Source organism: Variovorax sp. 05T418, assembly GCF_056396385.1.
Genome location: NZ_JBFTLJ010000001.1, coordinates 625,831 through 645,015, shown reverse-complemented (window position 1 = coordinate 645,015; position 19,185 = coordinate 625,831). Strand labels below are relative to the sequence as shown.

At 66.8% G+C, this 19,185-nt stretch carries 20 protein-coding genes; 16 read left to right on the top strand and 4 right to left on the bottom strand.

Features of this window, described 5'->3' with window-relative positions:
* The first annotated feature begins 96 nt into the window (after positions 1–96).
* The 4 genes from AC1DMS_RS03225 to AC1DMS_RS03210 all read left to right on the top strand — a co-directional run bounded on the left by AC1DMS_RS03225 (position 97) and on the right by AC1DMS_RS03210 (position 4,776).
* Entirely contained in the window at positions 97–909 is an 813-nt protein-coding gene (locus AC1DMS_RS03225; protein WP_015866282.1) for a class I SAM-dependent methyltransferase, read from the top strand.
* Positions 910–1,108: 199 nt separating this feature from the next.
* Positions 1,109–2,107 carry a Bug family tripartite tricarboxylate transporter substrate binding protein gene (locus tag AC1DMS_RS03220; RefSeq protein ID WP_015866283.1) on the top strand — a complete coding sequence of 333 codons (999 nt, stop codon included), beginning with the start codon at positions 1,109–1,111 and terminating at the stop codon, positions 2,105–2,107.
* A 40-nt stretch (positions 2,108–2,147) separates the two neighbouring features.
* The gene (locus AC1DMS_RS03215) at positions 2,148–3,902 is read left to right on the top strand and encodes an IlvD/Edd family dehydratase (protein ID WP_015866284.1); all 1,755 of its coding nucleotides are present in this window, start codon (positions 2,148–2,150) and stop codon (positions 3,900–3,902) included.
* 1 nt (position 3,903) lies between these two features.
* Complete coding sequence (locus tag AC1DMS_RS03210) at positions 3,904–4,776, top strand: amidohydrolase family protein (RefSeq protein ID WP_015866285.1); 873 nt, start codon at positions 3,904–3,906, stop codon at positions 4,774–4,776.
* On the opposite strand, the gene AC1DMS_RS03205 is transcribed toward AC1DMS_RS03210, so the two are convergent.
* Entirely contained in the window at positions 4,764–5,642 is an 879-nt protein-coding gene (locus AC1DMS_RS03205; RefSeq protein WP_041945825.1) for a LysR family transcriptional regulator, read from the bottom strand. The two genes, AC1DMS_RS03210 and AC1DMS_RS03205, sit on opposite strands and share 13 nt — an antisense overlap.
* Before the next feature lie 168 nt (positions 5,643–5,810).
* On the opposite strand from AC1DMS_RS03205, the gene AC1DMS_RS03200 reads away from it, so the two are divergent.
* The 12 genes from AC1DMS_RS03200 (at position 5,811) to AC1DMS_RS03145 (ending at position 17,422) form a co-directional block, all read left to right on the top strand.
* Positions 5,811–6,731 (top strand): dihydrodipicolinate synthase family protein, encoded by a 921-nt coding sequence (locus tag AC1DMS_RS03200; protein ID WP_015866287.1) that lies wholly within the window; start codon positions 5,811–5,813, stop codon positions 6,729–6,731.
* Positions 6,732–6,796: 65 nt separating this feature from the next.
* Positions 6,797–8,128: an ABC transporter substrate-binding protein gene (locus AC1DMS_RS03195; RefSeq protein ID WP_015866288.1), complete on the top strand. Its 1,332-nt coding sequence runs from the start codon at positions 6,797–6,799 to the stop codon at positions 8,126–8,128.
* Between the two features lie 25 nt (positions 8,129–8,153).
* Positions 8,154–9,116: a carbohydrate ABC transporter permease gene (locus AC1DMS_RS03190; RefSeq protein ID WP_015866289.1), complete on the top strand. Its 963-nt coding sequence runs from the start codon at positions 8,154–8,156 to the stop codon at positions 9,114–9,116.
* Between the two features lie 4 nt (positions 9,117–9,120).
* Positions 9,121–10,011, top strand: coding sequence for a carbohydrate ABC transporter permease (locus tag AC1DMS_RS03185; protein ID WP_015866290.1), 891 nt, complete (start codon positions 9,121–9,123; stop codon positions 10,009–10,011).
* A 52-nt stretch (positions 10,012–10,063) separates the two neighbouring features.
* Positions 10,064–11,182 carry an ABC transporter ATP-binding protein gene (locus AC1DMS_RS03180; RefSeq protein WP_062365270.1) on the top strand — a complete coding sequence of 373 codons (1,119 nt, stop codon included), beginning with the start codon at positions 10,064–10,066 and terminating at the stop codon, positions 11,180–11,182.
* Complete coding sequence (locus AC1DMS_RS03175) at positions 11,179–12,216, top strand: Gfo/Idh/MocA family protein (protein ID WP_062365271.1); 1,038 nt, start codon at positions 11,179–11,181, stop codon at positions 12,214–12,216. Before AC1DMS_RS03180 ends, AC1DMS_RS03175 begins: the two co-directional genes overlap by 4 nt.
* Before the next feature lie 140 nt (positions 12,217–12,356).
* Positions 12,357–13,379 carry an alpha/beta fold hydrolase gene (locus tag AC1DMS_RS03170; protein WP_018906938.1) on the top strand — a complete coding sequence of 341 codons (1,023 nt, stop codon included), beginning with the start codon at positions 12,357–12,359 and terminating at the stop codon, positions 13,377–13,379.
* 13 nt (positions 13,380–13,392) lie between these two features.
* Positions 13,393–14,823, top strand: coding sequence for an aldehyde dehydrogenase family protein (locus AC1DMS_RS03165; protein ID WP_062365272.1), 1,431 nt, complete (start codon positions 13,393–13,395; stop codon positions 14,821–14,823).
* Positions 14,824–15,022: 199 nt separating this feature from the next.
* Entirely contained in the window at positions 15,023–15,931 is a 909-nt protein-coding gene (locus tag AC1DMS_RS03160) for a beta-1,6-N-acetylglucosaminyltransferase (protein WP_062365273.1), read from the top strand.
* A gap of 202 nt (positions 15,932–16,133) precedes the next feature.
* Positions 16,134–16,403, top strand: coding sequence for a hypothetical protein (locus AC1DMS_RS03155; protein ID WP_062365274.1), 270 nt, complete (start codon positions 16,134–16,136; stop codon positions 16,401–16,403).
* A gap of 57 nt (positions 16,404–16,460) precedes the next feature.
* Positions 16,461–17,075 carry a hypothetical protein gene (locus AC1DMS_RS03150; RefSeq protein ID WP_155736606.1) on the top strand — a complete coding sequence of 205 codons (615 nt, stop codon included), beginning with the start codon at positions 16,461–16,463 and terminating at the stop codon, positions 17,073–17,075.
* 23 nt (positions 17,076–17,098) lie between these two features.
* Positions 17,099–17,422, top strand: coding sequence for a hypothetical protein (locus AC1DMS_RS03145; RefSeq protein ID WP_310649287.1), 324 nt, complete (start codon positions 17,099–17,101; stop codon positions 17,420–17,422).
* Between the two features lie 75 nt (positions 17,423–17,497).
* Here AC1DMS_RS03145 and AC1DMS_RS03140 read toward each other — a convergent pair whose 3' ends face one another.
* From AC1DMS_RS03140 to AC1DMS_RS03130, 3 genes are all read right to left on the bottom strand, one after another.
* Positions 17,498–17,776: a type 2 periplasmic-binding domain-containing protein gene (locus AC1DMS_RS03140; RefSeq protein WP_162269823.1), complete on the bottom strand. Its 279-nt coding sequence runs from the start codon at positions 17,774–17,776 to the stop codon at positions 17,498–17,500.
* Positions 17,777–17,858: 82 nt separating this feature from the next.
* Complete coding sequence (locus AC1DMS_RS03135; RefSeq protein ID WP_062365277.1) at positions 17,859–18,152, bottom strand: putative quinol monooxygenase; 294 nt, start codon at positions 18,150–18,152, stop codon at positions 17,859–17,861.
* A 23-nt stretch (positions 18,153–18,175) separates the two neighbouring features.
* Positions 18,176–19,144, bottom strand: coding sequence for a tripartite tricarboxylate transporter substrate binding protein (locus AC1DMS_RS03130; protein ID WP_062365278.1), 969 nt, complete (start codon positions 19,142–19,144; stop codon positions 18,176–18,178).
* Between the last annotated feature and the right edge of the window lie 41 nt (positions 19,145–19,185).

The window sequence follows — 19,185 nt, the reverse complement described above, 5'->3', positions numbered from 1 at the left end:
CCAGATGATGGCGAGAAGCCTGTAGGACGGCGTTGACGGGGCTGGCGTGCAGGTCCACCATGGCCAGGCCACCATCCGGAACTTCAAGGAGATCTCATGGCTGAGAGCGACAAGGTGTTCTCGGGTTCGATCCCGAAGTTCTACGACACGCTGATGGTCCCGCTGATCTTCGAGGCCTATGCCGCCGACATGGCGGAGCGTGTCGCGACCTTCTCGCCCGGCGCGGTGCTCGAGACGGCGGCCGGCAGCGGCGTGGTCACGCGGGCGCTGGCGCCAAAGCTGGGGGCCGGTGCACGCTACGTGGTGACCGATCTCAACCAGCCCATGCTCGACTACGCCGCCAGCCGGCAGGGTGCCGACAGCCGCATCGAGTGGCGGCAGGCGGATGCGCTTCACCTGCCGTTCGACGATGCCTCGTTCGACGTCGTTTGCTGCCAGTTCGGCGCCATGTTCTTTCCCGACCGCAGTGCCGGCTACGCCGAGGCGCGCCGCGTGCTGAAGCCGGGCGGGCGATTCGTCTTCAATGTCTGGGACCGCATCGAGGAGAACGCCTTTGCCGATGAGGTCACCCAGGCCGTCGCCGCGGTGTTTCCGCACGACCCGCCGCGGTTCCTCGCCCGCACGCCGCATGGCTATCACGATGTGGCGCTGATCCGCGAGGATCTGAGCCGCGCAGGATTCACCGGCATCGAGATCGAGACGCGCGAGAAGCGCAGCCGCTCGCCCTCGGCGCGCGAGGTGGCCACGGCCTATTGCCAGGGAACGCCGCTGCGCAGCGAAATCGAGGCGCGCGACGCCAGCCTGCTTCAGCGCGCGACGGACCGCGCGACGGAGGCGATCGCCAGCCGCCATGGTGAAGGGCCGGTGGAAGGCAAGATCCAGGCGCATGTGATCGTGGCAGCGGGATAGCGCGGGCCCAGCAGGCGTCTGCGATCAGCGCGGACAATTGGCCCCGCTCGAGAGCAGACAAAAATCTTTTTATGGTCTGTCCATGCGGGCGGCGCTTCAACGCGGCGAGGGCGTTGGCAACACTAGCGGCAACAAAAACGCGTCCGGACATCGCCCGCTCGCACCGGCGATCCGCTCGCCCCTTGCCCGGAGACAGACCATGCCCCTCACGACTTCGCGGCTGCGCCGCCTGATCTTCAAGGCCGGTGCCTCGGCCGTCCTGTCCATCAGCGCCGCGAGTGCCTTCGCGGCCTACCCCGACAAGCCCATCAAGCTGATCGTGCCGTATCCGCCGGGCGGCGCGACCGACGTGATCGGCCGGATCATCGCGCTCAAACTGGGCGAGCAGCTCGGACAGCAGGTGGTCGTCGACAACCGGGGCGGCGCCGGCGGCAACGTGGGCGCCGAAGCCGCTGCCAGGTCTGCGCCGGACGGCTACACCTTGCTGATGGGTGCGCTCACCTCCCATGCAACCATGGCCACGCTGGAGAAGGGAAAGATCCGCTACAGCATCACCAAGGACTTCGCGCCCGTCATGGTGGTGGGGTCGGTGCCGCTGGTGGTGGTCGTGAACCCCAGGCTTGCGGTGAAAGACCTCAAGGAGCTGGTCGCCTATGGCAAGGCCAACCCCGAAAAGCTGAACTACGCGTCGTCGGGCGCGGGCGCGCCGCAGCGCCTGGCCGCCGAGATCATCCGCAGCGATGCGAAGATCAGCATGACGCACATCGCCTACAAGGGCAGCGGTCCCGCGATGACGGATCTGGTGGGCGGGCAGGTGAACATGATGGTCGAGACGGTGCCCGCGGCGCTGCCGTTCATCGTCTCGGGCAAGCTGCGTGCGCTGGCGGTAACGATGCAGGGGCGCATCTCGATGCTCCCGGAGGTGCCGTCCGCGGTCGAAGCCGGGATGCCGGCGCTGGACATCGCATCGACTTTCGGCGTGCTCGCTCCCGCCGGCACGCCCGAGGCCATCGTTGCGCGGCTGAACGAAGCATTGGCCGGGCTGGTTCGATCGCCCGAGGTCAAGGACATGCTGCTCAAGCAGGGCGTCTATGTGGCAGAGCCGACGACGCCGGCGCAAACGGCAAAGCGCATCGAGCTCGAGGTGGCCCGCTGGGAGAAACTGATCACCACGGCCCACATCAAGGCGGACGAATGAGGCCAGCAGTCCCGATGCACAGAACAAAGGTAACGCAAGCATGACCGACGAGAAATCTCCTTTCGAGCCCGACGATGCAGCCGACGGATCCGGCATGCGCAAGGGCCTCACCAGCTACGGCGACCAGGGCTTCTCGCTCTTCCTGCGCAAGGCCTTCATCAAGGGCGCGGGCTTCACCGACGCGGCGCTCGACCGTCCGGTGATCGGCATCTCCAACACGGGGAGCGCCTACAACCCCTGCCATGGCAACGCACCGCAGCTGGTCGAGGCCGTCAAGCGCGGCGTGATGCTGGCAGGGGGGCTGCCGATGGACTTCCCGACGATCTCGATCCACGAGAGCTTTGCCGCGCCGACCAGCATGTACCTGCGCAACCTCATGTCGATGGACACCGAGGAGATGGTGCGCGCCCAGCCCATGGACGCCGTGGTGCTGATCGGCGGCTGCGACAAGACCGTGCCGGCCCAGCTGATGGGCGCGGCTTCGGCCGGCATTGCCTCGATCCAGCTGATCACGGGCTCGATGCTCACGGGCGGCCATCGCGGCGAACGGGTTGGCGCCTGCACCGACTGCCGGCGCTATTGGGGCAAGTACCGCGCCGGCGAGATCGATGCGGAGGAAATCGCCGACGTGAACAACCAGCTGGTCGCGAGCGTGGGCACCTGCTCGGTGATGGGAACGGCCAGCACCATGGCGTGCATTGCCGAGGCGCTGGGCATGACCGTGCCGGGCGGTGCATCGCCGCCCGCCGTGACGGCGGACCGCATCCGCATCGCCGAGCAGACCGGCGCCCAGGCGGTACAGATGGCGCGCACCGGCCTGACGATCGACAAGGTGTTGACGCCCGAGGCCTTCGAGAACGCGATGCGGGTGCTGTTGGCGATCGGGGGCTCGACCAACGGCATCGTGCACCTCGCGGCGATCGCCGGGCGCATGGGGCTGGAGATCGATCTGGCCGCGCTCGACCGCATGGGGCGGGAAACGCCGGTGCTGCTCGACCTGAAGCCATCGGGCCAGTGGTACATGGAGGATTTCCATCATGCGGGCGGGATGGCGACCCTGCTGCGCGAACTGAAGCCGCTGCTGCACCTTGGCGCCATGACCGTCAGCGGCCGCACGCTCGGCGAGGAGATGGAGCGGGCGGGCCCGGGCTTTCAGCAGACGGTGGTGCGGTCGATCGGCAACCCGATCTATCCCCAAGGCGGCATTGCCGTGCTGCGAGGCAATCTCGCCCCGGGCGGCGCCATCATCAAGCAGTCCGCCGCGGACCCGAAGCTCATGGAACACGAAGGACGGGTCGTGGTGTTCGAGAACATCGAGGACCTGGTCCACCGCATCGACAGCGAGGAGCTCGATGTCACGGCGCAGGACGTGCTCGTGCTCAAGAACATCGGCCCCAAGGGCGCGCCGGGCATGCCCGAGGCCGGCTACATTCCGATCCCGCGCAAGCTGGCCCGCGCCGGCGTCAAGGACATCGTGCGGATCTCCGACGGCCGCATGAGCGGTACGGCGTTCGGCACCATCGTGCTTCATGTCACGCCCGAATCCGCGGCCGGCGGTCCACTGGCCCATGTCCGCAATGGCGACCGCATCCGCTTGAGCGTCGAGCGCCGCGAGATCGCATTGCTGGTCTCCGCGGAAGAACTCGCCCGGCGCGCGCAGGAGTCCCCGGTCGCCGTACCGACCGCCGAGCGCGGCTACCGCAAGCTGTTCCTGCAGACGGTGACGCAGGCCGACCTGGGCGTGGACTTCGATTTTCTGCGAGCGGCCCGGATGGTCGGCAAGGTGCCGCGCTAGCATGGACCGCCGGCCTGCCGATGCGGTGAGGTGGTCCGAAGGCGCGGAGCCGCCGAACACGCGCGTTCCAGCCGATGCCTGCGACTGCCATCACCACATCTACGATGCACGCTACCCGTTCGCGCGGGGCGCGGCACTGCGGCCTGGCGATGCATCGATCGCCGACTACCAGGCCTTGCAGAAGCGCATCGGCACGACGCGCAATGTGATCGTCCAGCCGTCGAGCTACGGGACCGACAACCGCCTGCTGCTCGAGTCGATCGCGCAGTTCGGCGAAAAAGCGCGCGGCGTGGCCGTGGTGGACACCGACGTGACGGATGCCCAGCTGCGCGAACTGCACAGCGCGGGCGTTTGCGGCATCCGGTTCAATCTCGCACCGCCGGGTGCGACCACGTTGGCCATGGTGAAGCCGCTGGCCGCGCGGATCGCGCCGATGGGCTGGCATGTCCAGGTCAACGCGCCCGCGGCCTTTCTGCTGGAGGCGCGTGCGATCTGGGCGGACCTGCCGGTCCCCGTGGTGTTCGACCACCTGGCGCGCGTGCCTCAACCGAACGCGACACAGCACCCGGCCTTCCTGATGGTTCGCGGCCTGCTCCAGCAGGGCAGGGCCTGTGTCAAGCTGTCCGGGTTCTACAACGAATCGGCGGTGGGCGCGCCGGGCTATGCGGATGCCGTGGCGGTGGCCGCCGCCTACGCGCGCGAAGCGCCGGAGCATGTGCTCTGGGGAAGCGATTGGCCGCATCCGACGGAGCAGCCGCACAAGATCCCGAACGATGCGGCCTTGCTCGATGCTTTTGCCGATGCGGTGCCGAGCGAGGCCGCGCGCAAGTCGATCCTGGTCGACAACCCGGCCAGGCTGTATCAGTTTTCCTGAGCGTACATGGCCTGCGCTTCGTGCAGCAGCGCCTGCGACAAGGCAGCGCGTGGGCCGTGCGTGGCCCACACCAGGCCCACGCGCCGCACGGGCGCGCGCGAGGGCAGCGGGACCGGCACGATGCCGTAGCCGACGTGCCACATGGGCGACCAGTCCGGCAGCAGCGCCACGCCCAGGCCCTGCCCGACGAGGGCGGCGATCGCCATCAGGTTGTCGATCTCGAGCCGCTGCTTCACGACCAGGCCGTTGTCGCGAAGATAGCGATCGGCAAGCTGGCCACCCAGCACGGAGCGGTCGTAGCGAATGAAGGGTTCGGTCTCCAGCAACTGGTGGGCAGTGCGGTCCGCCAGGCCTGCGGGCGCCACCACCACGAGCCCTTCCTCCAGCAGCGCGTGCCATGCGCAGCCTTTCCCCACGGCGAACTGGGGCTCGACGACGATGGCGGCATCCAGCGCGCCGAGGGTCACCTGGCGGCAGAGCTCGACGGAATTCCCGGGAGCGACGAACACCGACAGGTCCGGGTACCGATCGTAGAGGCGCTTGAGCAGGGGCGGCAGCACGCCCGTCAGCGCCGAGCCGAACACGCCGAGCTTCAATTCGCCGAGCGCGAAGCCGTCGCCGGCGGCGGCCCGCAGGTCGCGGATTTCCCTCAGCACGGTGCGCGCCCGGTCGAGCATCTTCAGGCCGGCTGCGGTGGGGCGAACGGAGCGCCCCGCCCGCTGCACCAGGGAGAGCCCCATCTCTTCCTCCAGCGCCTTGACGCGCGCCGCAATGGCCGCAGGCGTCAGGTCCAGATGGCGTGCCGCTTCGGCCATCGATCCCAGCTCGACGACGGCAACAAAGCTCTGCAGGTAGCGGGTGTCCATGCGAAGGAATGTAACTTTGCGGATGAACCGGAACAAAAAATTATTTTGCTCTGACGGTGCCGCCATCGCTTCTTCCGAAGGGCCCGCGCTTTCAAACTCGGCCCGCACAAGCAATAAGGGCCCGCTTCGAATCCGTCGATCGGTGCCACCTTCGGAAGACATCACAGCATGACCACCAGACTACGCGGCGTGATTGCGCCCGTCCTGACACCCTTCACCGGCAGCCTGGCGCCCGATGTCGAACGCTTCATCGCGCACTGCGAATGGCTCGTCGGCAACAACGCGGGCCTGGCCATCTTCGGCACCAACTCCGAGGCCGCCTCGATCAGCGTGGCCGAGCGCAAGTCGTTGACCGAAGCACTGGTGGAAGCGGGCATTCCCGCGGCGAAGCTGATGCCGGGGACCGGCGCCTGCGCGCTCCCCGACGCGGTCGAGCTTTCGCGGCATGCGTCCGAACTCGGCGCAGCCGGCCTGCTGACGCTGCCGCCGTTCTTCTTCAAGGGCGTGTCCGACGACGGCGTGTTCGCCTACTACGCCGAGATCATCGAACGAGTGGGGCCCGGCTGTGCGCCGATCTACCTGTATCACATCCCGCAGTTCAGCCACGTTCCGATCACCCTGGGCCTGATCGAGCGGCTTCGCAAGCGCTATCCGACGGTGATCGCCGGCGCGAAGGACTCCTCGGGGGACTGGGCGAACACCAAGGCCATGATCGACAACTTCGCCGCCGATGGCTTCGACGTGTTTCCCGCCAGCGAGTCGCTGCTCTCAATGGCGATGCCGCTCGGTGGCGCCGGCTGCATCAGCGCAACGGTGAACATGAATCCCGCGGGAATCCACCGGGTCTATGCGGGATGGCAGGGTGCAGACGCTCCCGAACTGCAGGCCAGGGCCGATGCGGTCCGCAAGGTGTTCCAGGGCGGCTACATGATCCCCGCCATGAAGCATGCGCTGGCCACGTACGCCAACGATGCGCCATGGCGCATGGTGCGCCCGCCGCTCGCGCCCCTGGACAGCTCGACGCGCGATGCAATCGACGCGCAGCTTCAGGCCATCGACTTCAGCATGCCGGGCTATCCGCGCGCCTGAGTCCACTGCGGCGGCGAAGACCGCCTCGATGCCCGATTCGGATTCATACAAAAAAGGAGACACACATGACGCATTTTTCTCTTCCCGCGGCCTGGCCAGGCCTTTGCAGCGCCCGACGAAGCGCGGCAGCGCTGGCCCTGGCCGGCACCGTGCTCGCATTGATCGGCGCGCCTGCCATGGCGCAGCAGCAGCAGACGCTCACGATGTGGAGCCACTGGCCCGACGAGGTTTCGAAGCGCAGCTTCATCGAAGAGCGGGTGAAGCAGTTCGAGGCGGCTACGCCGCAGTGCAAGGTCAATCTGCAGTTCGTTCAGAAGGCGGACCTCTACACGTCCGTGAAAACCTCCGTGCGCACCGGCCAGGCACCGGACATCTTCTGGCTGGAGCCCGACGAGATCGCATTCGCCAAGAGCGGCTACCTCGAGCCGCTCGACAAGTACATCGACCTGGCCAACCTCGAGGACTGGGCCAAGCGCGCATGGACCTGGAACGGCAAGGTCTACGCCATGCCGCAGGAGGCCTACTCGGTCGAGCTTTACTACAACCGCGACCTGATGAAGAAGATCGGCGTGACGCCGCCGGCCGGCATGCAGATGACGCAGGCCCAGTTCGCCGACATGGTCAAGCGCTCGGTCGCCGCCGGCATCACGCCGACAGCCACGGGCGTGGGCGACCGGCCCTACCCGGGTGCCTACTTCCTGCAGGAGATCCTGTTGCGCAAGCTGGGCACCGAAGACTACGAGAAGCTCCTGACCGGCAAGCTGCCGTTCCAGGACCCGCGCGTGATCGAGGCCATGACCTGGGTCAAGCAGCTGGTCGATGCCGGCATGTTCCCCAGGAGCATGGCCACGATGAAGCTGGGCGAGTCGCACTACTACTTCCACACCAACCCGGGCGCGCTGATGTTCCCGATCGCAAGCTGGTACACCGGGCGCGCCTTCGTGGCACCGGAGAAGGGCGGGCAGCCCAAGGACTTTGCGCTCGGCCTGATGAAGTACCCGGCGATGGACGGCAGCAAGTGCCCCGAATGCAAGACGCTGGCGGTCGGCGGCAGCTACGTGATGTATTCGCGAAGCAAGAACAAGGAATGCGCGGGCAAGATGCTCTCGTCGCTCGCCACCGTGGAGAACGGCAACAAGTGGATGGAGAGCGTGCTGCTGCAGACGGGCGTCAGGACCGACCCGTCCCGCATCACCAGCATCTATGCACCGTACTTCAAGGAACTGCAGGAGCGCGGGGCCGGCGCCAGGTACTTCATCGGGACGCCGCTGCACTACATGAGCGGCAAGTGCGGCGACACCTTCGCGCAGGTGCTCAACCGGGCCTTCCCCGGTGGCCTGGTGAGCGTGAACGACGCCGCCGCGCAGATGGATGCGGCATGCAAGGCCTCGGGCTGATCCGGCAGGCTCGGAGCGATTCGACATGACAGATCCTTCTTCCGGCGTCGCAGCGGCGATGCGCCGCACGCTCGCCTCCTGGCTTTCGGCGCCGGAGGCCGACTCCCGGCGCGCTTCGCTGCCCACCGTGATGCTGTTCCTCGCGCCGGCATTGCTCGTGTATGCGGCCTTGACGGCCTATCCGGTGCTGCGCACCTTCTACAACAGCTTCTTCAACGTGGCCGACCTGGCCTCGTCGGAGTTCGTCGGCTGGGCCCACTATGCCGAGGTCTTCAAGGACAGGACTTTCTGGGCGGCGGTGCGCAACACCGCCGCCTGGTCGGTCATCGGACCCATCCTCGACGTGGTGGTCGGGCTGCTGCTTGCGCTGTGCCTGTACGCCGGCGTGCCGTTCTCGCGCTTCCTGCGCGTGGCGTGGTTCACGCCCGTGCTGCTGTCCTATGTGGTGGTGGGGATCATGTGGGTCTGGATCTACAACTACGACTGGGGCGTCGTGAACGGCATGCTGCGCGCCATGGGGCTCGAGAGCTGGGCGCAGGCCTGGCTGGGCGACCCGCGGTTCGCGCTAGGCTCGCTGATCGTGACCCATGCCTGGAAGTGGGCAGGCTTCAACATGGTCGTTTGCCTGGCCGCGCTGCATTCGCTGCCGTCGGAGGTGCTCGAGGCCGCCGAGCTCGACAACTGCGGCTGGTGGCACAAGCTCACCGACATCATCGTGCCCATGCTCTGGCCGACCTTGCTCAACCTCTACATCCTTGCCTTCATCGGCAAGATGAAAGTCTTCGACCTGGTCTGGATCATGACCGAGGGCGGCCCGGTGTGGTCAACCGAAACGGTGTCGACCTATGTGTACAAGCGGGCCTTCAACTGGAACACCTTCGACCTCGGCTATCCCTCGGCGATTGCCGTGGTGTGGTTCTTCGTGGTGGTCGGCTTCGTCGTCTTCTTCAACCTGCTGTTCCGTCGCCGCGAGCGCATGGAGTACTGATTTCATGACCTCGGCTTCCACCACCCTGAAACCACCCGCCGCGGTGGATCATCGCGAACCGCTGACGGCCGCGCTTTCGCGCATGCTGCGCAACGGCGGGCTCATGGCCGCCGTGGTGCTGTACACGCTCTACTCCGCGCTGCCTTTTCTGTGGATCGGGACGATGTCGGTGCGCACGACCTCCGAGATCAGCGCCAACCACTTCGCATGGCCCGAAACCTTTCATTGGGAGAAGTTCCGCATCGCATGGGTGGATTCGAACTTTGCGCAGTACTTCTGGAACAGCTCGCTCATCGTCGTTTCCGCGGTAGCCATCGTCACGCTGCTGGGCGCGGCGGCGGCGCATTGCCTGGCGCGCTACAACTTCCGCGGCAACCGGCTGGTCTACTTCATCCTGTTCAGCTCGATCGTCTTCCCGCCGCAGATCATCCTGATCTCGCTGTTCCAGGTGCTGGTGGAGTACGAGCTCTACAACTCGCGGCTCGGCCTGATGATCGTGTACGTGAGCCTGCAGTTGCCGTTGACGGTGTACCTGCTCGAAGGCTTCTTCGCCCGCATTCCGCAGGACCTCTTCGACGCCGCCAAGATGGACGGGTATTCCGACTTCGAGATCTTCTGGCGCATCGTGCTGCCGGTGGGAATGCCGGCCATCGCGACCACCATCATCCTGAACTTCATCCAGCTCTGGAACGAGTTCCTGTTCGCGGTGGTGCTGCTGAGCGACCAAGGCTCGCGCACGCTCCCCATCGGCATCCGTGCGTACATGGGGGACTACTTCCAGGACATCGGGATGATCGCCACCGGCATGATGATCGCGGTCATTCCGGTGGTGGTGCTGTACGCCTTCTTCTCCGAGAAGCTCATTCAGGGCATGACGGCCGGCGCCGTCAAGTGAGCGCCGGGCCTTTCTTCTTCTCTTCCCAATTCCAACGACCGGGGCACAAACCGTGGCAGCAGTCCATCTCGAAAACATCTTCAAGCGCTACAAGGGCACGGCGCAGCCCGCCGTCGACGACGTGTCGCTGTCCGTGCAGGACGGCGAATTCATGGTCCTGCTCGGCCCCTCGGGCTGCGGGAAGTCGACCACGCTGCGCATGATCGCGGGGCTGGAGGCGATCAGCGAAGGCTCGCTGGCCATCGACACGCGCAAGGTCAACGAGGTGCCCGCCAAGGACCGCGACATTGCCATGGTGTTCCAGTCCTATGCGCTCTATCCGCACATGACGGTGGCCGACAACCTGTCGTTCGGACTTCGAAGGCGCAAGGTGGATAGCCAGCAGATTGCCGCACGCGTGAAGTCGGCCGCCGGCATCCTGGGCCTGAACGAGCTGCTGGCGCGTAAGCCCGCGGCGCTGTCGGGTGGGCAGCGGCAGCGCGTGGCGCTCGGCCGCGCGATCGTGCGCGAGCCCAAGGTCTTCCTGTTCGACGAGCCGCTGTCGAACCTCGACGCGGCGCTGCGGGTGAACACACGCAACGAGCTGGTGCGGCTGCACCGCCGGCTGGGCGCGACCATGATCTATGTGACGCATGACCAGGTCGAGGCCATGACCATGGGCCAGCGGATCTGCGTCATGAACAAGGGCAAGGTGGCCCAGGTCGGCAAGCCGCTGGACGTCTACCGCGCGCCGGCCGATGCCTTCGTCGCCCGTTTTCTCGGCAACCCGCCGATGAACATCCTGAAGGCGCGCATCGTGCAGGGCCCGTCCTCTGCTGTCGCGGCACTGGGCGGGAGCGAACTTCCACTGGCCCGCTGGGCCCGCGCCGCGCTGCCTCCGGCGAGTGAACTGCTGGTTGGCGTGCGGCCCGAGGAACTGCAATTGCACGAGGCCCGCGAGGGCGTCGGCACGCTGCGGGGCGTGGTCTCGGCCATCGAGCCGCTGGGTGCGGAGACGCTCCTCATGGTCTCGCTGGAGGGCGATGCCGGCGATGTCATGGCCCGCCTGCACCGCGATGTGAAAAGCAGCATCGGCGATCGCGTGGGCCTGACCATTCCGGACGAGGCGCTTTATCTGTTCGATGCCTTCACGGAGAAGGCGATCCCCGCCGCCGACGTGGGCGCGCCATGACGAAGCCCTTGCGCGTGGGCCTGGTCGGCGCAGGTTGGGTCAGCTCGCACCATCTTGCGGGTTGGCGGGCGCTCGAAAGGCAGGCCGTGGTCGTGGCCATCGCCGACCCGAACATCGCCAACGCCGAGGCGCGTGCACGCGAGTTCGGCATCGCCCGGGTCTTTGCGAGCGCGCAGGAGATGCTTGACGCGATGCCTCTTGATGCGGTCGACGTGGCGGCGCCGCGCGAATTCCATGCGGCCATCGTGCGCGCCGCGGCAGAGCGTGGCCTGGCCGTGCTGTGCCAGAAGCCCCTGGCTCCCACGCTCGCCGAAGCCCGTGCACTGGCCGACGAAGTGGCGCCCAGGTGCCGGCTCATGGTCCACGAGAACTGGCGCTTCCGTCGCTGTTACCGCGACCTCGCGGGATGGCTCGCGGAGGGCCGCATCGGAGACGTGGTCCAGGCGAGCATGACCTTGATGACCTCCGGCCTGCTGCCCGACGAGGCCGGCAGGCTGCCTGCGCTCGAGCGCCAGCCCTTCATCGCGGGTCTGGAGCGCGCACTGGTGATGGAGATACTGATCCACCACATCGACACGTTGCGCTTTCTGCTGGGCGAACTGACGCTGGTGCATGCGCGGCTCGGGCGCGCGAGCCCGGTGATGCGCGGCGAGGACCGGGCCTTCCTGTCCTTCGAGACCACGTTGCAGGCCCCGGTGGCGCTGCTGGCCAACCTGTCGGTGCACGGCCGCGCGCCGGCCCAGGCCGACCGGCTGACCCTGGTCGGCACCAAGGGGACCATCGAGCTCGAGGACGACACGCTGCGCTGCCTGGGTGCACAGCCTGCTGAGCTGCGCTACGACCTGCCCGCGTGCTATCTCGCCTCCTACGCGGCAACGATCGCGCATTTTGTCGACAGCGTACGCAATGGCCGCGCCTTCGAGACCGAGCCGGCCGACAACCTGCGCACGCTGGCGCTGGTCGAGGCGGTGTATCGGCAAGGGGAAACTGCGAGCGAAGCCTTCCTGGAACGGACGCCGCGGATCGGGGCCTGAATCGGCACCCGGCCGCGCGCCCGCAATTGAAATTTATTGTTGGCGCACCCGGCCCAGATACAGAGGGATACGCAAGCCGGTCGCAGGGCTGCCGGTGCGCCGAACAATGGCTCCATCACTTCGCAACCATGGAGCCCCCGATGACCGCTTTTCCCCTGCTGCCCCGCCGTTCCTTCCTTGCCAAGGCGGCGCTCGGCATGGCCGCCGCCCAGCTGGCCCCGATCGTTCCCGCCTTCGCCCAGTCCGCGGGTACGCCGAGCCTCCGGCGCCTCGAGCCGCTCAAGAGCATCGACGCGGGCTCGCTCAACATCGGCTACTACGAGGCCGGCCCGGCCGACGGCGCCCCCGTGATTCTTCTTCACGGCTGGCCCTACGACATCCACATGTTCGTCGACGTCGCCCCGCAGCTTGCGGCCGCGGGCTTTCGCGTGATCGTGCCGTACCTGCGCGGCTACGGCAGCACCCGCTTCCTGTCGGCCCGCACGCCGCGCAACGGGCAGCAGTCGGTGGTCGCCGTGGACATCATCGCGCTGATGGACGCGCTGAAGATCAAGGCCGCCACCGTGGCCGGCTGCGACTGGGGCGCGCGCACGGCCTGCATCATGGCCGCGCTGTGGCCGGAGCGCGTGAAGGCGCTGGTGTCGGTCAGCGGCTATCTCATCGGCAGCCAGCAGGCCGGCAAGGCCCCGCTGCCGCCCGCGGCCGAGCTGCAGTGGTGGTACCAGTACTACTTTGCGACCGAGCGCGGCCGCCTGGGCTACGAGAAGAACCGCCACGACTTCGCCAAGCTCATCTGGCAGCTGGCCTCGCCGAAGTGGAACTTCGATGCGGCCACCTTCGAGCGCAGCGCCGTGGCCTTCGAGAACCCCGACCACGTGGCCATTACGGTCCACAACTACCGCTGGCGCCTGGGCCTGGCCGACGGCGAGGCCAAGTACCAGGCGCTCGAGGACCGGCTGGCCAAGGCGCCGGTGATCGGCGTGCCGACCATCACGCTCGAAGGCGACGCCAACGGCGCACCGCATCCGGAGCCCGGCACCTACGCGAAGAAGTTCTCGGGAACCTACGAGCACCGGCTGGTCAGCGGCGGCATCGGCCACAACCTGCCGCAGGAAGCGCCCGAGGCCTTTGCCAAGGCGGTGCTCGACGTGGCGCGCGGCTGAGGCGGCGGACCCCATGTGGAACATCGACCAGGCCTACATCGATGGCGCCTTCGTGCCCGTGCAGGGCAGCGAGCGGCTGGAGATCTGCAACCCCGCGACCGAGCGGGCCATCGGCACGGTGACGTTGGCGAACCGCGAGGATGCGAAGCGCGCCATTGCCGCGGCGAACCGCGCCCAGCCGGCGCTCGCGCGAAGCACCAGGGCGCAGCGCATCGACATGCTCCGGCGCCTCGAGGCCGCGGTGCTGGCACGCACCGACCGGATCCGCGAAGCCACCATCGAGGAGTACGGCGGCCCGCTGGCCCGCTCGCAGTGGGTCAGCAACTACGCCTCGCAATGCTTCGCCACCACGGCGCAGGCGCTGCGGGACTACGCCTTCGAGCGCCGCCTGGGCGAGGCCACCGTGGTGATGGAACCGGTCGGCGTCGCCGGCCTCATTGCGCCCTGGAACGCCGCCGCCGGAAGCATCTGCAGCAAGCTGGCTTCGGCCATTGCCGCGGGCTGCGCCTCGGTCGTCAAGCCGAGCGAGCTGGGCCCGCTGCAGGCGCAGGCCGTGACCGAGGCGCTGCACGACGCGGGCCTGCCGCCTGGCGTCTTCAATGTGCTGCTCGGGCGCGGCAGCGATGTGGGCGACGAGATCGCCACCAGTGCGGGCATCGCGAAGATCTCGTTCACCGGCTCCACGCAGACCGGAAAGCTCATTGCGCGCGCGGGCGTCGACACCATGAAGCGCGTGAGCCTCGCGCTCTCGGGCAAGTCGGCCACCCTGGTGCTGGACGACGCCGACCTGGCCGCCACGCTGCCCCTGGCACTGAACGCCGCCTTCATGAACAACGGCCAGGCCTGCGTGGCGGGCACGCGCCTGCTGATCCCGCGCGTGCACATGAAAGCCGCCATTGAACAGGTGCGAGCGGCGGCGGCCGCCCTGCGCGTGGGCGATCCGCGCGATCCTGCCACCGCGGTCGGACCGCTCGCGAGCCAGGCGCAGTTCGATCGCGTGCAGCACTTCATCCGCCGCGGCCTGGCGCAGGGCGCCACCCTCGTGGCCGGCGGCGAGGGCCGGCCGGACGGTTTCGAGCGGGGCTGGTTCGTGCGGCCTACCGTGTTCGCAGAGGTGCGCAACGACATGGACATTGCGCGCGAGGAGATCTTCGGGCCGGTGCTCTCGATGATCGGCTATGGCGATGAGGACGAAGCCATCGGCATCGCGAACGACTCGCCGTACGGCTTGCAGGCCTACGTCTTCTCGTCCGACGCGCAGCGTGCCCTGCGCGTGGCCTCGCGGCTGCGGGCCGGCACCGTGCTGGTCAATCGCATCGCGCCCGAGCTGGCCGCGCCCTTTGGCGGCGTCAAGCAGTCGGGCGTCGGCAGGGAGTTCGGTGTCTTCGGCATGGAGGCTTTCCTGGAGCCAAAGACCATTGCCGCCGCGGACGGCATTGCGTGAAAAGGTGGGTGCCGGTGGCGGGCCGCGTGCTGGCTGTTGCCGATGCCGACATGGCCAGGCCGCCACCTGGGTACCCATCCGATGCGCTCGACCGGGCGCTTGTCGTACGATAGCTGCTGGCCGCTGCGGCTTTGAGAGAACTCTCCAGGGCCATTCGCCAGGTCAGGCAGCAGCCGATCAGACGTACTGCCATCGTGACATGAGCCCGGTATTCCTTTTGCTTGTTCATGCGGATCCACAGCAGGCAAAGCGCTTGCTGCGGCGGCTGGTTTCGGTCGGCCGCTGCATTGTCCATGTCGATGCCAAGGCCGAGCTTTCCGCGTTCCGGATCGACGATCCGCGCGTAAGTTACGTGAAGGACCGTGTCGATGTGCGCTGGGGCGCCATCTCCCAGGTCGATGCCACCCTGAAGCTCATGCGCACCGCGCTCGCGGAATGCGAGGTGTCGCAGGTGAGCCATTTCATGCTGCTTTCGGGCAACTGCTATCCCTTGCGCCCGCTGGAAGAATTCCGCACCTTCTCGCAGCTGCATGTCGACACGAACTTCATCAAGATGATTCCGCTGGCAAGCACGCGCAAACTGCATGAGCGAGTCCGCCACTTCTGGTTCTACCAGGACCTTCCCGTGGATGGACGGAAATTCACCCTGGTGCGGCTGTCGCGCGGCCTTCTGCAATTCGTCGGCAAGCTCGGGCGCCGGTCGTTCCCGCTCTTTGCGCAGTGGCACTTCGGTTCCCAATGGTGGGCGCTGACCCCTGAAGCCGTGAGCTACCTCGTGTCGTATCCGCATGAAACGTCCGTGAAGCGATTCCTTCGGTTCTCCAAGGCGCCCGACGAAATCTACTTTCATACGCTGCTTGCAAACTCCCCGCTGCAGCACACCGTGGAGCCCGTCAGCGGAAGCGGCGTCTGGGACGCGGCGAACCTGCACCTGATCGATCCCTCGCTGTCGCGGTGGTTCCACACGTCGGACTACGAGGAGATCGTCGCGTCGGGCATGTGGTTCGTGCGCAAGGTTGGCAGCGGCGTCTCCAGCGATCTGTGCGACAGGCTGGACCGCAACGGCAATCACAACCTGGTTGCGGAAGCGGGCGAGGAGGCGGCCTAGCCGTGGGCGCCGGCTTCGGCCCGGCGATCCTCGTCGGTCCCGAAGGCAGAATACGAGCCGGGAGCGGTCGTCCGGCCGCAGGAGGGCAGCGCATGAAGATCGAACCACGCGGCGCTCGCCGTCGCCGCCTGCGGTTTCTGCGCCACTCGGTTTGGCGACAGCTTCTGGGCCAATCTGCGGTGGCTGCAGTAGAGCACTTGCCATGAGATGGTTGGAACTGCTGCGCAGCGTTCTGCGCGTGCTGTGGTGGGCCGTGGCAGCGGCCCTGCCGGTTGTGCAATACCGTTTCCACGAAAGCTACCGCCGCGCAATCGGGTGCCCCGCCACACCGGATTGCTACGTGCCAGGCGCCGAGCTCCTGATCGACATGCTGCTTCTCGCCGCGGCTTCGGCTGTGGTGCTCTGGCCGCTCTGCGCGTGGTACGCCATCGTCAAGCCATGGCTGGCCCGCCGGGCATCGCTCAAACAGTGACAGGAACTGCATCGGATGTTCTTTTCTCGCAAACCGGCGCCGCCTTCCTCGAGGCTCATGCAACTCCACGAATACATCGACCTGCTCCACGGAGGCACCGAGGATCACGCCGGAAGCGATGCGGTCAAGCAAGGCGCCATGGCGCTTGCGCACAGCCTTCGCGGCCCCCTGCAATTGAAGGCATGGACGGCTCCGCCATTGGCGCAGGTCTTTGCCCGCCGCTCGCAGGCGCAGGATGCATTGCTGGTCCATGTGCCCCTCGACATCCGCGATTGCTTCCTGATCGCCATCTTCAGGAACGGTGCGCCCACCGCACAGGAACATCTTCTTTTCGACATCGGTGCGGAATACCAGGAGCCCATGCTGGAGTGCCCCGAGCTCGGTGTGGCCGAGCCGGCGAACGAAGCCAACATCCGCCACTGGATTCCATTGCTGCAGGACAGCCCGTCGGCGTTCGCAATCGTTGAGCGGCGCGGCGGAACCTACATGCAGGTGTTCGCCGACGCCGAGGGCTTTCATCTGGAGCATCAGCTGGTCACTCCCGGGGCGCACTACCGCGCGGCCGAGCCGGTCAGCGCCGAGGAAGCCGTCGGCATCCTGGTGTCCTATGCGTGCGAAAAATACGAGTGGGCCTACAAGCCCTGGGAGTGGCTCGAGCTGCAGGGCATGTGATCCGTCTTGCTGCGGCGGGGTAGATGGACTCTGCAGAAATGAATCCACCTGGACGAGACCTGCTTGCAAACAGCATAAACTTCTCCCATGAGCACCATGACGTATCCCTGCCGGAAGCCATGAAGTCGTTCGTGGACGAGCAAATGTTCGAATGCGGCCACGGCACAAGCAGTGAGGATGTGCACGAGATCATCCGAAAGGACCAGCAGCGGCTCCAGCTGCGTAGTCTGCTGCTCCAAGGAGGCCTCTCGGCGCCCGTCGCAGTGGTAGACGCGGCCCATTTCGATGGCTTGCGCGAGAGAGTGTGCGATGTGGGCAAAAAGGTGGGCAAGGCCGGCGGCAGGTGACGGCGAAAGCAATCATCCCGACGACTCACTTGCGATTTCCGCACGCGCCTGAGCGTCACAGCCGGTGCTCCCGCGCTAACGCTCCAGAAAGAGATCGGCAATCACCGACCTCAGCCACCTGTTGGAAGGGTCCTGCTGATACCGCTCGTGCCAGTGCTGCTTGACGGCGAACCCCGGCAGCGTGAAGGGCGGCTTGAACACCTCCACTTTAGCGATCCGCAGCAAGGTTTCGGCCACGCGCTCAACGACTCGCCTGAGTTCATCAAGCGCTTCGAGGTCGACGTCCAGGCGGCGGTGGGGCCTTGCGGGTTCAGCATCCGTCGCTGGCTTGACGCACGCCCCGTTCCATCTCAAGGCGGGATGCGACGGGGCCTTGGCAAGGATGAAATAAAGGCAGGCTTCGCGAGCAGTTCCGCGATCGCTCCATGCCCGAGGGTTACGCACCCACCAGCACGCGGGTTCGCACCGACTTGCGCACGACCCAGTCGCGCGTCATCGCGTCGAACGCAAGGAAGTGCGGCGCAGCCAGGTGGGCCTCGATGGCCGCTGGATCGTCGTACAGCTCGTAGAGGAAGAAGGCGCCAGGGTCGGCCGGGTCGCGGCATACATCGAAGCGGCTGCAACCCGGCTCGTCGCCGAGCGAACGCTGCGCATTGTGTGCGATGGCTTCGGCAAAGGCTTCGGCTCGCTCGGGGTGGATCTGGAAGTCGACGAGCAGTGCGTGGGTCATGATTTTCAATCTTTCCGTCGGCGTCAGTCGAGGCTCAACTTGGCCTTGCTGGCGAGCGCCGCGAATTTCGCGATCTCCGCCTGTATCTGAGCGGCCATCTGCTCGGGCGTGTTGCCGATCGGCTCCGCGCCCATCTCCAGCCATTGCTTCTTCATCTCGGGCATCGCGAGGATTCGGGTGGAATCGGCGTGGATCTTGTCGACCACGGCCTTGGGCGTGCCGGCCGGCGCCATCAGACCGAACCAGGTCGCGATGTCGAAACCGGTGAGACCCGCTTCCGACAGCGTCGGCACCTCGGGCAGTGCCGACGAGCGTCTGGCCGTGGCCACCGCCAGCGGGCGCAGCTTGCCGCCCTTGATGAGCGGCAAGCAGGAGGCCACCGTGTCGAACATCATCGTCGTCTGTCCGCCCATGAGGTCGACCAGCGCCGGGCTGCTGCCCTTGTAGGCGACGTGCAGGATGTCGGTGCCGGCCATGTCGTTGAACTGCTCGCCGATGAGGTGGTGCGCGGTGCCGGCACCGGTGCTGCCGTAGCTGAGCTTGCCGGGGTTCGCCTTGGCTTGCGCGATAAGCTCGGCCACGTTCTTCGCAGGGTTGGCGGCCGATACGATCAGCACGTTGGGCACGATGGCCAGCACGGTGATCGGCGCCAGGTCCTTGCCGAAATCGTAGGGCAGCTTCTTGTAGACCGACTGCGCGATCGAGTGGTGCACCGCACCCATCAGCAGCGTGTAGCCGTCGGCCGGCGACTTGGCCACATAGTCGGCGCCCAACGTGAGGCCGGCGCCGGGCCGGTTTTCCACCACTACCGGCTGGCCCCACGCCTGCGACAGCTTCTGGCCGATGGCGCGGGCGATCTGGTCGGTGCTGCCGCCGGGCGGCGAGGGCACGACGATCTTGACCGGCTTGGCGGGCCACGCCTGGGCATGGACGGCGAGCGGTGCGGCGAGGGCCGCGGTCGCGAGCAGGGCGGCGTTCAGGAAGCGCTTCATGGTTTTGTCTCCGCGTTGTTTGGAAAACGGGACGGCGGGCG